Raw genomic sequence first — 15,668 nt, forward strand, 5'->3', positions numbered from 1 at the left:
TTGTTCCAATTATACAGTTATTAAAGCGCTAAATACAACCTTATGACTCTGTTGTTGCCTTATTTAGGCCATAACTCAAATAGCTGAGACAAAGATACATTAACGGAAAATAAATCGCATACTTAGGCAAGAAAAAGTACAAGGCCCCTAAAAATAATACTGGAAACACCAATAATTCCCACCAATGGCGTCCTTGATGAGCAACATGAACACCTGCATAGATACTAAACGCACCATTCAAAATTAATAAAATCCATAGTGCATATGTTGGACTCGTTAAAATACCAAAAAAATGCCGCAAAGCCGATAAGCAAAAGCAAGTATAATAGCCCCACCAAAAAGCCATTTATCTGTTTGATCCCACACTTTTTTCATTTCACATTCCTACTTTCTCTCTAGTTCAAAATGATATGAGGCTGCTGCCAATAAGTACAGTGGTGCTGTTTCTGTTCGTAAAATTCGCGGCCCCAAACCAGCAGCAATCACGTTTTGTGCTTGCATCCGTTTTACCTCTGTCTCACTGAGACCTCCTTCAGGTCCAAAGATAGCCAGTAACCTTTGCTGAGCTTTCATTGTGTTGAATACCTGCGCCAATTTAGCCTGTTCACCTTGTTTAGCGGCTTCTTCCCAAGCGACCACTTTTTGATTTGCATCTAGCTTTAAAACATCATCAAGATTTGGTAAGTACGTGACCGTCGGAATATTACTACGATGCGATTGTTCGCTCGCGTTTTTGGCAATCGTTTGCAGCCGCTCAATTTTTCTGATCACCTTATTACTTGCCCATCTGCTAACTGAGCGTTCTGACTCAAAGAAAATAATTTGATGGACACCTAATTCAGTGGCCTTTTGGGTAATGAGTTGCGTCTTTTCTCCTTTTGGTAACCCACAGGCAATGATGATTTGAATCGGTAATTGGTTGTCATTATTGATCTGCTCAACAAATTTCACAGTCACTTTTTTGTTCTCTATAGTACTCACTTGCCCAATAAACACAGTTTGATCTGGGAAAACAAACTCCGCCTTGCTCCCAACTTGAGCACGCAAAACTGTCACTAAATGATGACTCACCTCTGGTGGTAAGACAATTGGTCGCTCTAATGATTCAGTTTTTTCTAAAAAATAACGATGCATGCTTTCACCTATTCATCTGGTAAGGGACGGGTTGCAATAATGCCATACCAATCTTTAATTCTTAAAATTTCGTCAATACGATAGTCAAATTCTTCTAAACGGGCAATAATGTCGTCTTTTTTATCCACAATGATGCCAGAACAAAGTAATTTGCCACCAGGCTTCAAACATGCTAGCGTTTGCGGAATTAATGGCATAATGATTTCAGCTAAAATGTTGGCCACAATCACATCTGTTTGGGTGGTAATGCCCGTCAATAAATCATTGGCCGCCACTGAAATATTTTGCACACCCGGATTAAGGTTAATATTTTCTTGCGCTTGTTTGACTGCTACATCATCCACATCATACGCATAAATTTGTTTTGCACCCATCAAACTGGCTGCGATACTTAATACACCAGACCCAGTACCTACATCAATCACTGTTTCCCCACCACGAAGCACAATTTCTAGCCCTTGTAACATCAGTTCAGTGGTTGGATGAGTCCCTGTTCCAAATGCCATTCCTGGGTCTAGTGAAATAATTTGTTCATTGGGCTGTTCAGGTTCATAATCTTCCCAGCTCGGCACGACAGTTAAATTTCTAGTGATCCGGACTGGATGATAATACTTTTTCCACGCTGTCGCCCAATTTTCATCGGAAACAGCATCACTAGTAATTTTGAAATCTCCAGGATTCAATCCGAAATCATTTAATTGGGCAACACGTTGTTTAATAATTGGTAAGATCTCTGGAACATAGACCGTTTGTGGATAGTAGGCCGTCACTTTAGCGCCAGTCGTTAAATGGGGAATATCGTTAACATCAACAATCTCACCATATTTGCCGATCTTGCCAGGTTTCAATTTTTCAAAATCCTTAGCATCATCAATGCGAACACCACTGGCCCCTAGGTCATTTAAAATATAGCTAACCGCTTCGACTACTTCACTTTCAGTTGTGACACTTACTTCAGTCCAGTCCATTGATTTTCCATCCTTTATTAGATTAGTGTCAGATGTCATTTTGCTGACATCTTTCATTAAATGTATTACTACATATTCTAGCAAAAGTTGCATGCAGTTAACATCATTTTAAAAAAACAAATAAGGATCGTAACAAATTAATTTGTTTACGGTCCTTTTGTGTGTTCTTAAAGTATTATAAAACTACTAATTACTTGTCAGCTTTTGCTTTTAACTGCTCCCGATACTTTTCATCGGTAGAAGGATCATTAGCGTACTTTAAGATATTTGATTCTAAGTGACGTTGAAGGTAATCAATCAATTGTGCTTCTGTTTGAAAAATGCGTGGATTATGTTGCTTATGCAGCCGCAAATCAATTTCATTAATCTTCAAACGTCCCGTCCATGTGTGAGAGTATCGAATGATTACCCGATTATTTAGTTTGTTTTTCCCGAATGAAAAAACATACACATGTTGCGGCGTCATCATTGGCCGAATGTATTCCTTCTTGTATTGTAAATCGTTTTGTCTCATAAATTGCTTTGTCCGATTCAACAAGGTAATCACCTCCTCCACAAATATAATACTATTAATAATGATAACTTTTAAATTAATATAATACTTGAATTTGACTGACTTGTAAAGAGCTTTGCGTCAATTAATTCAAACGTTCACAATTCAATAATTTCACTATTCTGAATACACAATGTCACTGTATTTTTTCCCAGCTTCCTGGTGAGCTAGCGCTTCACTCTCATAATACGTTGCTGAACACCAGACGCCAGCTCCCTCAGCGTCCACCAAAATATCAGTGGGTTTTCCATTAATGACTTCAGACTTAATTCCAAAATAGGTGCCATCGCCAGCCGACTGGTTCCAACCACGAACATTCAAAAAGTTAATGCCATGAATGGACACTTTACCACTTCGACCCCAGTCACTATGAATGGATGCTGTATCTGGATCTGGTTCACTACTACCATCATGGATGGTGGTAGTCCCAGAGTCAACGCTATTTTCATAATGAATTGCATTTGCCGTAAAACTTAATTTGTCTACGTTACCATCTTCATCAACACTATACCATGTTTTTTGTAAATTAGCAGGTATAAACGCTTCAGTCGTTGGTTTAGCCTTAGTATCGACGGACGATTTTGTTGTATTTTTTTGTGATGATCTCTGTGCCAAATCTACTTTTTTACTTGAAGAAACCTTAGTTGATTGAACATGTTTGTTGCTTTTTGATTGGTCAGAATTACTACATCCCCCTAGCAGTAATCCAACACACAATAACGGTACAAAAATTAACCCCTTTTTCTTAATCATCTGAACCTACTCCTCCAAAAAAATTTACTCCCAATCTCTACTCTATTATAGTTTATCGAAAATTTGGTGGTTAACCCATGAATTTTAGAGAATTTAGTAAAACTTAAGTGATTTTTTAGGAATAAAAAATGATCATTATTAACCTTATAATGACCATTCAAAACGGTAGTATTATCCTTTTTTATGCGTTTCTTCCTCGCCTGTTTGCAAGACAGCCATAAAGGCTTCCTGAGGGATATCCACTGTTCCCACTGCCTTCATACGTTTCTTACCACGTTTTTGTTTCTCTAGTAGCTTAGCCCGCCGATCAGGATCACCTGTGTGAATTTTAGAGGTCACATCTTTTCGGTAGGCTTTGATATTTGTCCGCGCAATAATCTTAGCTCCAATTGCAGCTTGAATTGGAATTTCAAAGTTTTGCCGTGGAATAATGGTCTTCAACTTGGCTGTAATTTCACGACCACGTTGTGCTGCGAAATCTTTATGGGTGATAAAACTGAGCGCATCAACTTTATCACCGTTCAACAAGATATCAATCTTAACTAGGTTGCCTGGTCTATAATCTTCTAGCTCATAATCAAGTGATGCATACCCACGCGTATTACTCTTCAATTTATCAAAGAAATCATAAATAATTTCAGATAGCGGAATGTGATAAATCACATTCACGCGTATATCATCTAAGTACTCCATTGTGTCGAAAATACCGCGCTTGCGTTGACATAACTCCATGACTGCCCCAACATATTCGTTTGGCACCATGATATGAGCATTCACATACGGTTCGCTAATTGTTTTAATTTCTGAAGCATCCGGCATTTCAGCAGGATTATCAACTGCTTGTTGCGTGGCATCTGCTAAGTCTAGTCGATAAGTTACTGATGGCGCAGTGGTAATCAAATCAAGATTAAACTCACGCTCCAAGCGTTCTTGAACCACATCCATATGCAACAAACCTAAGAAACCACAACGAAACCCAAACCCAAGAGCTTGAGATGATTCTGGTTCAAAAGTCAGGGCCGCGTCATTTAATTGTAGCTTTTCCAGTGCTTCACGAAGGTCATTAAACTTGGCATTATCAGTTGGATACATCCCCGAATACACCATTGGTGTCATCTGACGATAACCTGGTAATGCTTCTTTTGTTGGATGACTGGCACTCGTGACAGTATCCCCAACTCGCGTATCTTGAATGTCTTTAATACTAGCAGTGATATACCCGACATCACCTGCCATTAACATATCACGGGCAATCGGTTTGGGTGAGTTCACACCAACTTCTGTGACCTCATACTCAGTGCCACCATTCATCAGTAAGATTCTGTCACCGGCTTTGACGGTCCCTTCATGTACACGCACACTCAAAACAACGCCACGATAATCGTCGTAAACGGAATCAAAAATCAACGCTTTTAGAGGTGCTTGCAAGTCCCCACTGGGTGCCGGAATTTCTTTGACAATTTGTTCGAGAATTTCTTCAATACCAATACCACTTTTAGCACTAGCCAATACGGCATTTGAAGCATCTATGCCAATTTCATCTTCAATTTGTTTGCGCACTTTTTCAGGCTCAGCCGATGGTAAATCAATTTTATTGATTACCGGAATGACTTCTAGATCGTTATCGAGGGCCAAATAAACATTAGCTAACGTTTGGGCTTCAACTCCCTGAGCCGCATCTACCACCAAAATGGCACCTTCACAGGCCGCAAGTGACCGTGACACTTCATATGAAAAATCCACGTGTCCTGGTGTATCAATTAGGTGAAAGATATAAGTCTCACCATCTTCTGCAGTATAGTTCAGGGCAACGGCATTTAATTTGATTGTAATTCCGCGCTCGCGTTCCAAATCCATTGTATCTAGTAATTGATCTTGCATTTCTCTTTTGGATACCGTATCCGTTAATTCTAAAATACGGTCTGCTAATGTGGATTTACCATGATCAATATGCGCAACAATTGAAAAATTGCGAATATGTTTTTGCCGATCTTGCATTTGTTTTAAATCCATTTTTGAACTCACTCTCTCCGAATTAGTTATCCTATTCAGTATACCAATGGCAGTTAGGTAACTCAATGGATTCCTGGTTGAAAAAAGTCTACAGAATCAATGCGTTTTGATTCAGTAGACTTTTTTATTGTTTCATTTATTCATCAAAGGCATCTTTTAGTTTATCAAAGACACTTTTTTTAACGCCTGATACTTTCTCACCACTTGCAGCTGCAAAAGCACTTAACGCTTCTTTTTGTTGCTTGTTTAATGACTTAGGTGTTCGAACCTCAACAGTAACATGTTCATCTCCGTTACCATTACCATTTAAGCGGGGCGCACCTTTACCTTTCAAGCGGAAATTAGTGCCAGTCTGAGTTCCAGCTGGAATCTTTAACTTAACATCTCCATGAACCGTCTTAACTTCAATTTCGTCACCTAACGCAGCTTGCGCAAATGAGATTGGTTGATCAAAGTAAATATTTGAGCCATCTCGTTTGAAATCACGACTTGGTGTCACCGTAAAGACAATATAGAGGTCACCATAAGGGCCGCCATTTTCACCGGCTTCACCCTGATTTTGTAAACGCATTTGTTGACCGTCATCAACACCAGCGGGAACAGTTACCTTTAATTCATGACGTTGTGACACGTGACCAGAACCGCCACAAGTTTCACACTTGTCCTTAATTTCTTTACCTGTTCCACCACAAACATCACAAGTCTGTTGTGAACGCATCCGGCCAAGTGGCGTATTTTGAATGACTTCAACATAACCACGGCCGCCACACTTTGAACAAGTCACAGGAGAAGTTCCTGGCTTGGCACCAGAGCCACCGCAAGTTTCACACGAAGCCTCACGATTGTATTTAATGGTGGTTGTCTTACCAAAAATGGCTTCTTCAAACTTCAAAGTCATATTATATTGCAAATCACGGCCAGGTCTCGGTGCTGAAGGGTCTGGTTGACGACGACCTCCGCCACCAAAGAATTGACTAAAGATGTCGTCAAAGCCACCACCGCCAAATCCTTGTGCACCACCGAAACCACCTTGGCCTTGTGGTCCAGCGGAACCAAATTGGTCGTATTGCTGACGCTTTTGTTCGTCACCTAAAGTCTCATAGGCTTCATTGACGTCTTTAAACTTCTCTTCTGCGCCTGGCTCCTTATTAATATCTGGATGATATTTTTTGGATAATTTCCGATAGGCATGTTTAATGTCGTCTTGGGATGCATCTTTTGACACACCTAAAATATCATATAAATCTTTTTCTGCCATTGTGGTCCCCCAAAAACAAATTTTTAAAATTCTGGTTAATCAAGAATATTTTAAACTAAGTAAAAGCCAAAGTACAATATAATAATCGTCCTTTGGCTTTTACAATCTAATCAACGTTTTAAAAGTGTGACGTGATTATTTCTTATCTTTTGGATCGACTTCTTCAAAATCACCATCGACCGTATTGTCGTCATCAGATTTACCGTCTTTATTATCAGCCCCGTCTGCACCATTACTACCTTGTGCTTCTTGTGCTTGTTGATATAACTTAACTGATAGATCTTGCACAATCTTATTTAAGTCATCTTTTTTGGCTTTCATATCTTCAACGTTATTATCATCTTTAGCCTTCTTCAATGCATCACGCGCATCTTCAGCCTTCTTGATTTCTGCGTCGTCAACTTTGCCTTTAACATCTTTCAATGTCTTATCAACTTGGAATAATAATTGGTCAACTTCATTGTTTAAGTCAACTTCGTCACGTTTCTTCTTATCAGCCTCTTCGTTTTCTTGGGCTTCTTTCATCATGCGATCGATTTCATCGTCAGAAAGACCAGAATTACTCTTAATGGTAATTTTTTGTTCTTTGTTAGTACCCATGTCTTTAGCCGAAACGTTAACAATTCCGTTCTTATCAATATCAAATGTCACTTGAATTTGAGGAACACCACGAGGAGCAGCAGGAATATCAGTTAATTGGAAGTTACCTAACGTCTTGTTGTCAGCTGCCATTGGTCGTTCACCTTGTAACACGTGAATATCCACGGCTGGTTGATTGTCCGCAGCAGTTGAGAATACTTGACTCTTTGAAGTTGGAATGGTTGTATTCCGATCAATTAACTTCGTGAAGACACCACCCATGGTTTCAATACCTAATGACAATGGCGTAACATCAAGTAAAACAACGTCCTTAACATCACCAGTTAAGACACCACCTTGAACAGCGGCACCAAGGGCAACGGCTTCATCAGGATTAATGGAATGGTTAGGTTCCTTACCTGTTAAGTCTTTGACCATTTCTTGTACAGCTGGAATTCGTGTTGAACCACCATTTAAGATAACTTCATCAATATCACCAAATGAAAGATCAGCATCCTTTAAAGCGCTCAAAACAGGTTGTTTTGTCCGTTCAACAAGATCCACTGTTAATTGGTTGAATTGTGCGCGAGTGAGTTTCTTTTCCAAATGTAATGGTCCAGAAGCACCTGCAGAGATAAATGGCAAGCTAATTGTGGCTTCATTAACACCAGAAACATCTTTCTTAGCTTTTTCAGCGGCATCTTTTAACCGTTGAAGGGCCATCTTGTCTTGAGACAAATCAACGCCATTATCCTTCTTGAATTCATCAACTAGCCAATCAATGATTTTTTGGTCAAAATCATCTCCACCTAAATGCGTATCACCATTAGTAGATAATACTTGGAAGACCCCATCGCCTAATTCAAGGATAGAAACATCAAAAGTACCACCACCAAGGTCATAAACAAGTACTTTTTCGTCTTTTTCTTGTTTATCAAGGCCATAAGCTAAAGAAGAAGCCGTTGGTTCGTTGATGATTCGCTTAACATCTAAACCGGCAATTTTACCAGCATCTTTAGTTGCTTGACGTTGCGCATCGTTAAAGTAAGCAGGAACAGTAATAACAGCTTGTGTTACTTCATCACCCAAATAATCTTCAGCATATTTTTTCAAATATTGGAGAATCATTGCTGAGATTTCTTGTGGTGTATATTTCTTGCCTTCGACTTCAACAGTATAGTTGGGTTCACCCATATGACTCTTGATCGAAACAATTGTATTTGGATTAGTAATTGCTTGACGTTTTGCTACTTCCCCGACTTGTGTTTCGCCATCTTTAAATGACACTACTGATGGTGTTGTTCGAGCCCCTTCAGGGTTTGTAATGATCTTTGGTTCATTACCTTCCATTACAGCGACTGCCGAGTTAGTTGTTCCTAAGTCAATACCGATAATTTTATTAGTTGCCATGTAAAATTTCCCTCTTTTTATTTAATCTAATTTATTGTGCTACAACGACCATTGCTGGTCTTAAAACGCGGTCTTTTAATTGATAACCGGCCTGAAAAACCTGAACAACTGTGTCAGGTTGTTGATCACCTTGCACGGCCACTGTCTGAACAGCTTGGTGCAATGTCGGATCAAATTTTTGATCAAGCGCAGCAATTTCACTAACGCCATTGCTTGTCAAAGCTTCTTCCAAATGATCATGGACCATTTGAATTCCTTTTTTCAATTGTTGACCATTTTCATCTGAAACTTCAATTTCTAACGCCCGTTTTAAATTATCCATGACCGGCAAAATTGCTTTAGCAAGTGATTGTCCATCATATTTTAATAACTGTGCTTGTTCTTTTTTAAAACGGTTATTCATATTCTGAATTTCTGCTTCTGCACGCAAATACTTGTCGTTTGCTTCATCAAGTTGTTGCGTCAACTCATCAACTTTTGCTTTGAGTTGTTCAGATTCATCAGGTGCAGCCTTTGGTTGATCTGATTTTGATGCATCATTTTTTTTGACATCTTTTGTTGCATCAACTGTTTTATCTGAGCCTTCATCAACGGGTTGCGTTTGTTCTTTTTTCTTATCTTGCTGTGCCATGCACTAATTCCTCCTCATTGATCATAGTATCGTCGATAGTAATCAAGCAACTGTCGCGCTAATTCTTGACGAAACGCGCTAACAATTCCAATTGTTCGTGAATATGGCATTCTCGTTGGACCTAATACTGCAATAATGCCCTTGCCATACTGATCAACATCATACGTTGCCGTGATCAAGCTGAAATCTTCTAACAACTTGTTGGATATTTCATTACCAATTTTAACGTTAATTCCGTCGTTTTGTGAGTCAGTTTTGGGATCGATGAAATTTGATAAGTCTTCATTTTTATCAAACATCGAATACAAGGCACGCAACACATTCGGATCATTGTTATGCGAAAAGCCGAGTAAATTCATGCGGCCGCCCACAAAGAATCGTTCGCTAGCAGCATGCGATAAGATGCTATCAAAGATATCCAAAACACCGTCTGAACTGTGCATGTACTGCATCACTTTAATTGGAATATCCTGTTGTAATCTGGCAAACACTTCATCTAAAGGTAATCCAGATAGTTGGTCATTAATCAGTCGAATAACTGATTCCAATTCGTCGGTATTCATATCTCGTGGAATACCAAAAGTTTGACTTTCTACTTCACCACTATCCGTCACTAGAATGGCCATTACTTGGTGATTGCCCAACGGTACCAATCTAAAGCCACTTAAATGAACATTTTTTTGTTCTGGTCGTAAAGTAAATGTCGTATAACTCGTTAAGTTAGATAAAATATCCGCCGATTGAGAAACAATTTCATCAATTTTATGAAAGTTGGTCCCAAATGAGTTTCGAATTATCGAAACATCATTATCATCAAGAACTGCTTGATCTAATAAATGATCAACGTAGTAGCGATAGCCCTTTGTCGATGGCACACGCCCAGAAGACGTATGCTCTTTTGTAATCAAGCCTTGATCTTCGAGTTCTGCCATCTCATTTCTAATCGTGGCTGAACTAACTTTCACTGGCAATAAGCTCGTTAATATTTTTGAACCAACCGGTTGACCGGTAGCCGTATATTGACGTACAATCGCTTGGAGAATTGTTTCTTGACGTTGTGTTAACACCCTTATCACTTCCCTTTTTAGCACTCGACACCATCAAGTGCTAAACACAATTTATAATATACCAACCTCGTCAAAGAAAGTCAAGAAAAGTCTACCTTGGAGGAGGAATTCCAATTAAGTCATCACAACGTTTCATCACACCTAAAAATGCATTTGAAGCCATGCAGTTAATTGAGTCACTTTTTAACCAATATCGGCATGCACCATTAACAAAAGAAGTGCTGAATTATCATCAACAATTAATTCAACGGCTGCAATCCGATATTTATCAAACAGTCCTTGCTGAACAGAAACCAGAACTTGAGCGCCAACTACAACAAATGATTGTTGCCATGCAAACTTGGACCAAAATGCGCTTAACAAATCAACCTTTTCAATTTAAAATGAAAAATTTTAAACTAGTCACCGAAAATCATCCGCAATTTAAAGCGCGTCATCTTAAAGGCCACACACAACAAAACCACCATGCCAGTCGGCATTAGTGGTTTTCTTTTTTTGCTAATAATTTTTTGATGTTAATTTCATCTTGTTCAAGCTGATCGATTAAAGCTTTGGCACCATCGTATTTAATTTCATCACGCATCCATGCTAACCATTTAACTTTGACATTTTCACCATAAATTTGATCATTGTAATCAAATAAATAAATTTCAACGGTTTTTGGCCGTTTATCGCCAAAAGTAATGTTATAGCCAATCGAGGCCATCCCATCATACCAGGTTTCACCTACTTGCATTTGGACAGCATAAACACCAACTTTTGGTAACCACTCATCTTGTTTACCAGCGATATTGGCTGTCGGATAACCTAGTTCACGGCCACGTGCTTCACCATGGATGACTAATCCAGTCGTCTGGTAATCATACCCCAATAACTCGTTAATTTCTTGAATTGTCCCGTCTTTAAACAGGTTTCTAATACGCGAAGAACTAACTTTGTGACCATCTTCTTCCAGTTCCTTGATGGTGACAGTTTCAAAACGGCCCTTACTATAACTATCAAGTTTATTCATTGTCGCGATATCTTTAGGTCCATACGTATGATCCCAACCCGCGACTGCAACCTTGGTATGAAAACCAACTAAATAACGATCCACGAATTGTTGCGGCGTTTGCATGGCAAACTTGGAAGTGAAACTCACTGCATACACAATATCGACACCAAGTGCTTCAAATAACTCCAATTTACGTGGAAATGGTGATAAGTATTTGATAGGTGTTTCCATCGCTTGATAAACCAGACCAGGATGGTGATCGTAAGTGAGCACCGCTAGTTTCATTTTTCTGTCAGTTGCTATTTTTTTGGCATTTTTAATGACTTTTTGATGGGCTAGATGAACACCATCAAAAAAACCCATTGCAAGAACAACCGGTGTATCCACAACTTGATCTTTGGTCAACGGATGTCGTATTTTGATTACTTGCATCTTTGAATTCTCCTAGTTATTTATGATGATTAATGATTTGAAAACATTTTGAGTGGCTTGTAACAGTCCTGCTCCTCGTTTTTTTGATACAACGCTTTTGTCTCCTGATCAAAAACTAGGGCGACAACGTCAGCAGTGCTGTTGACCTCACTAGTTTTTAACCATACTCCGTTTTGAACTCCGGCCCATTGGTCTGTTGACAACGTGATGTGGTCAAATTTTTTCAACGCGTAATCAAGTGGCAGTAAAAATGCTTCAATTCTTTGATCTGCGACTGCCGTTTCAATTTGATCCATCGAATAAGTTTGTTCGATTGAAAAACCACCACTTTTTTGACGTGTTAGGTTGCTCATCACTCCTGGATAGCCGAGTTTATTTGCCAAATCAACCACTAACGTTCTGATATAGGTTCCTTTACCGCATGTCACAATAAAGTCAACAGTTTGCGTACCTGACTTACCATCGTAATTCGTTTCTAGAAGCTTAAATTCATGAACTTCAATTGTCCTTTTTGGCCGTTCAACTTGTTCATGGGCTCTGGCATACTCATAAAGTTTTCGGCCGTTTACTTTAACTGCTGAATACATGGGTGGAATTTGAATAACTGAACCTGTTAGCGTCTGCATGGCAGCTGTTATTTCATCAGCCGAAATAGCCTGTTTTAATTTTGTCTCTGCGATAATTTCGCCATCTAAATCTTCTGTAGTTGTCGCTTGGCCGATCAGTAATTGACCTTTGTATTGTTTACCCGAATCCATTAAATAATCAACCACTTTGGTCGCTTTGCCAATGCAAATTGGCAATACACCGTCCACATTGGGATCTAAGGTGCCTGAATGACCAATTTTTTTTGTATGTAAAATTTTTCTGAGCTGATTGACACAGTCATGACTAGTCAATCCGCGTTCTTTATATAGTGGAATAATTCCGTCCATGCAAGCCCCTCCAAACCAGAAATAATTATAGCATACCAAACGTTTGACACAATTAATAACCAAAATAAAAACACAATTCCAATTGGAATTGTGTTTTTATTTAAAGTTCTCGTTCATCCTGATGTAATTTATTTAAAAGTTCATCAATATGACTACCGTAAGCCACAGATTGATCTTTTTCAAATTTCAATTCAGGAATTTTAAAAATATTTAGTCGTGCACCAAGCTCACTTCTGATTAATCCAGTTGCCTTGTCTAAGCCTGTTTGGGCTTTTTGTCCATCTGATGCTTTATCTGACAATAAACTGTAATAAATCGTGGCTTGTTGCAAATCGCCGGTTAAATCAACGCCTGTGATCGTAATTCCTTGAACTCGTGGATCACGAACTCGTTTTAATAGAATATCATCCACTTCGCGTTGAATTTCTTGGCTTAAGCGACCTACTCGATACCGTTTATCAGGCATTTATTTCACCTCATTATTATTTAACAGGAACTTCTTTCATGACATAAGCTTCAATGACGTCATTAACTTTCACATCATTAAAGTTTTCAATGGTCAGTCCCAATTCATAACCTTGTTTAACTTCTTTAACATCGTCTTTAAAGCGTTTCAAGCTACCGAGGTTACCTTCATAAATCACGACACCATCACGAATCAAGCGAACACTAGCATCTCTGGTAATCTTACCTGAAGTGACCATTCCACCAACAATGGTACCAATCTTAGAAGCCTTGTATAATTCACGTACTTCTACTTCACCAGTAACCTCTTCTTCGTAGACAGGTTCCAGCATCCCCTTCATTGCAGATTCAACTTCATCAATCGCGTTGTAGATCACACGATGAAGGCGAATATCAACTTCATTTGCATCTGCTTGAGTCTTAGCTTGACCAGTCGGACGAACATTAAAACCAATAATAATTGCATTTGAAGCTTCAGCCAAAGTGACATCACTTTCATTGATTGCCCCAACAGCAGTATGGATGATATCAACCTTAACACCATCAACTTTAATCTTCTTGAGACTTTGTGCTAACGCCTCGACTGATCCTTGAACATCAGCCTTAATAATGATTGGCACTGACTTCATTTCACCCTCTTTAAGAGAGTCAAACAAATTATCTAAGGTAACGTGAGTCGTATTCGCACGTTCTGCAATTAAAGCACGTTTAGCACGTTCTTCACCGGCAGCTCGGGCGGTCTTTTCATCATCAAATGTGATGAAGCGATCCCCTGCTTCAGGCACATCGTTTAATCCAGTAATTTCAACTGGCGTAGATGGTGTTGCTTCTTTAATCCGACGACCTAATTCATTTGTCATTGTTCGCACACGACCATACGTGTTACCCACAACTACAGGGTCCCCAACATGTAAAATTCCTTGTTGAATGAGTAGTGTAGCTACTGAACCTTTTCCTTGATCCAAACGGGCTTCAACAACTGAACCTGCACCGTGTTGATTAGGATTGGCCTTTAATTCCATCACTTCAGCTTGAAGTAACAACATATCTAATAATTCATCCAAGTTTTTACCAAATTTAGCTGAAATTTCAACAAAGATCGTGTCTCCACCCCAATCTTCTGGTATAAGACCATATTCAGTTAATTGTTCAATAACATGATTGGGGTTAGCGCCTGGCTTATCAATTTTGTTAACAGCGACAATAATTGGCGTGCCCGCAGCCTTGGCATGGTTGATTGCTTCGATGGTTTGCGGCATAACACCATCGTCAGCGGCAACCACTAAGACCGTGATATCGGTAATATCAGCACCACGAGCCCGCATTTCAGTAAAGGCCGCATGTCCTGGTGTATCAAGGAAAGTAATTAACTTGTTATTGTACTTAACTTGGTAGGCACCAATGGCTTGAGTAATACCACCAGCTTCACCCTCAGTCACATGGGTGTGGCGTAATTGATCAAGTAAGGTTGTTTTACCATGATCAACGTGACCCATGACTGTAACAACTGGTGGTCTTGGCGTATCATTTTCATTATTTTTTTGTTCTTCTTCAAAGAACTTATCAATATCAGCAACGTCAACTTCAACTTTTTCTTGCGCACTAATGCCATAGTCCGCTGCTAAAATTTCAATTGTGTCTTTATCTAGGGATTGGTTTTGATTAACCATCACACCGAGCATGAATAATTTTTTAACAATTTCTGCTGGTTCACGATGCAAAATTTTCCCTAAATCTTGGGCATTCATCCCTTCTGAATACATCAATGTTTCTGGCAATGGCCGATCTTTTCTGGTTGGCATTGGCTTGGTATTCGTTTGTTGGATACGTTGATTTTTCTTGTTCTTTTTATTTTTCTTGTTAAAACGATTGTTCTTGTTGTAGCGGTTACCTTGTTGATTACGATTATTATTACTATTCAGGCTACCACCAAAGCGTCCACCACCGTTGTGGCGCGCAGTTTGTTGACTGCTGTGTTGGTTGCCACTTGTTTGATGTTGGTTGTTTTGTGTGCGTTGACCATTTTGTGGTCCTTGATTATTTGGACGGTGGTTGTTATTACCTTGTGAACCGTTATTACGGCGATTTTGATTAGTAGTATTGCTTGACCGACGACTTCCTTGGCCTTGTTGTTGCGTATGATTCGTCTGTGGTTTCTTGTTTGTTGTCTTAGCACTTGTGTTTGTACTGTGACTTTGCGAAGTCGTTTTACTTTGATTCGTCGTTTTAGGTGCCACTTTAGGTGTCGTTGCTTTTTTGGCAGGCTGTGGCTTGGCCGCTGGTTTTGTTTGATTCTTTGGTTGCGCACTTGATTTACCAAATGCTTGCCGTAATGTTTTTTCTTGAGTTTCATCAACCGTAGACATATGATTTTTGACACTCATACCATTTTTTGCAGCAACGTCCAATACTTCTTTACTGGTCACCTTTAATTCTTTTGCTAATTCATAAATTCGTTGTTTTCCCATTACTTCAC

General features: G+C 39.2%; 15 protein-coding genes. 1 reads left to right on the plus strand and 14 read right to left on the minus strand.

Annotated elements, in window-relative coordinates; all coding sequences use genetic code 11:
- Positions 1 to 40 precede the first annotated feature (40 nt).
- The 10 genes from ACYVQZ_RS01205 to hrcA all read right to left on the minus strand — a co-directional run bounded on the left by ACYVQZ_RS01205 (position 41) and on the right by hrcA (position 10,366).
- Positions 41 to 346: a hypothetical protein gene (locus ACYVQZ_RS01205; protein WP_461239575.1), complete on the minus strand. Its 306-nt coding sequence runs from the start codon at positions 344 to 346 to the stop codon at positions 41 to 43.
- A gap of 38 nt (positions 347 to 384) precedes the next feature.
- Positions 385 to 1,134, minus strand: coding sequence for a 16S rRNA (uracil(1498)-N(3))-methyltransferase (locus ACYVQZ_RS01210; RefSeq protein ID WP_461239576.1), 750 nt, complete (start codon positions 1,132 to 1,134; stop codon positions 385 to 387).
- A gap of 8 nt (positions 1,135 to 1,142) precedes the next feature.
- Positions 1,143 to 2,102, minus strand: a complete 960-nt coding sequence (gene prmA, locus ACYVQZ_RS01215; RefSeq protein ID WP_461239577.1) for a 50S ribosomal protein L11 methyltransferase — start codon at positions 2,100 to 2,102, stop codon at positions 1,143 to 1,145.
- Positions 2,103 to 2,292: 190 nt separating this feature from the next.
- Complete coding sequence (locus ACYVQZ_RS01220; RefSeq protein WP_461239719.1) at positions 2,293 to 2,616, minus strand: hypothetical protein; 324 nt, start codon at positions 2,614 to 2,616, stop codon at positions 2,293 to 2,295.
- Positions 2,617 to 2,772: 156 nt separating this feature from the next.
- Entirely contained in the window at positions 2,773 to 3,408 is a 636-nt protein-coding gene (locus ACYVQZ_RS01225; RefSeq protein WP_461239578.1) for a hypothetical protein, read from the minus strand.
- Positions 3,409 to 3,579: 171 nt separating this feature from the next.
- On the minus strand, positions 3,580 to 5,421 hold the full coding sequence (lepA, locus tag ACYVQZ_RS01230) for a translation elongation factor 4 (protein WP_461239579.1): 1,842 nt from the start codon (positions 5,419 to 5,421) through the stop codon (positions 3,580 to 3,582).
- A gap of 136 nt (positions 5,422 to 5,557) precedes the next feature.
- Positions 5,558 to 6,679 carry a molecular chaperone DnaJ gene (dnaJ, locus tag ACYVQZ_RS01235; protein WP_461239580.1) on the minus strand — a complete coding sequence of 374 codons (1,122 nt, stop codon included), beginning with the start codon at positions 6,677 to 6,679 and terminating at the stop codon, positions 5,558 to 5,560.
- 135 nt (positions 6,680 to 6,814) lie between these two features.
- The gene (gene dnaK / locus ACYVQZ_RS01240) at positions 6,815 to 8,668 is read right to left on the minus strand and encodes a molecular chaperone DnaK (protein ID WP_461239581.1); all 1,854 of its coding nucleotides are present in this window, start codon (positions 8,666 to 8,668) and stop codon (positions 6,815 to 6,817) included.
- A 31-nt stretch (positions 8,669 to 8,699) separates the two neighbouring features.
- A complete protein-coding gene (gene grpE / locus ACYVQZ_RS01245; RefSeq protein ID WP_461239582.1) occupies positions 8,700 to 9,299 on the minus strand; it encodes a nucleotide exchange factor GrpE in 600 nt (199 codons plus the stop codon).
- 14 nt (positions 9,300 to 9,313) lie between these two features.
- On the minus strand, positions 9,314 to 10,366 hold the full coding sequence (gene hrcA, locus ACYVQZ_RS01250) for a heat-inducible transcriptional repressor HrcA (protein WP_461239583.1): 1,053 nt from the start codon (positions 10,364 to 10,366) through the stop codon (positions 9,314 to 9,316).
- A gap of 161 nt (positions 10,367 to 10,527) precedes the next feature.
- On the opposite strand from hrcA, the gene ACYVQZ_RS01255 reads away from it, so the two are divergent.
- Complete coding sequence (locus tag ACYVQZ_RS01255) at positions 10,528 to 10,848, plus strand: hypothetical protein (RefSeq protein ID WP_461239584.1); 321 nt, start codon at positions 10,528 to 10,530, stop codon at positions 10,846 to 10,848.
- On the opposite strand, the gene ribF is transcribed toward ACYVQZ_RS01255, so the two are convergent.
- The 4 genes from ribF to infB form a co-directional block, all read right to left on the minus strand.
- The gene (ribF, locus tag ACYVQZ_RS01260) at positions 10,845 to 11,792 is read right to left on the minus strand and encodes a riboflavin biosynthesis protein RibF (RefSeq protein ID WP_461239585.1); all 948 of its coding nucleotides are present in this window, start codon (positions 11,790 to 11,792) and stop codon (positions 10,845 to 10,847) included. The genes ACYVQZ_RS01255 and ribF overlap by 4 nt on opposite strands.
- Positions 11,793 to 11,821: 29 nt before the next feature.
- Entirely contained in the window at positions 11,822 to 12,727 is a 906-nt protein-coding gene (gene truB, locus ACYVQZ_RS01265) for a tRNA pseudouridine(55) synthase TruB (RefSeq protein ID WP_461239586.1), read from the minus strand.
- Positions 12,728 to 12,827: 100 nt separating this feature from the next.
- The gene (rbfA, locus tag ACYVQZ_RS01270; protein ID WP_461239587.1) at positions 12,828 to 13,193 is read right to left on the minus strand and encodes a 30S ribosome-binding factor RbfA; all 366 of its coding nucleotides are present in this window, start codon (positions 13,191 to 13,193) and stop codon (positions 12,828 to 12,830) included.
- Positions 13,194 to 13,209: 16 nt separating this feature from the next.
- The gene (gene infB, locus ACYVQZ_RS01275; protein ID WP_461239588.1) at positions 13,210 to 15,660 is read right to left on the minus strand and encodes a translation initiation factor IF-2; all 2,451 of its coding nucleotides are present in this window, start codon (positions 15,658 to 15,660) and stop codon (positions 13,210 to 13,212) included.
- Positions 15,661 to 15,668 lie beyond the last annotated feature (8 nt).

The organism is Paucilactobacillus salsurae (assembly GCF_054784995.1).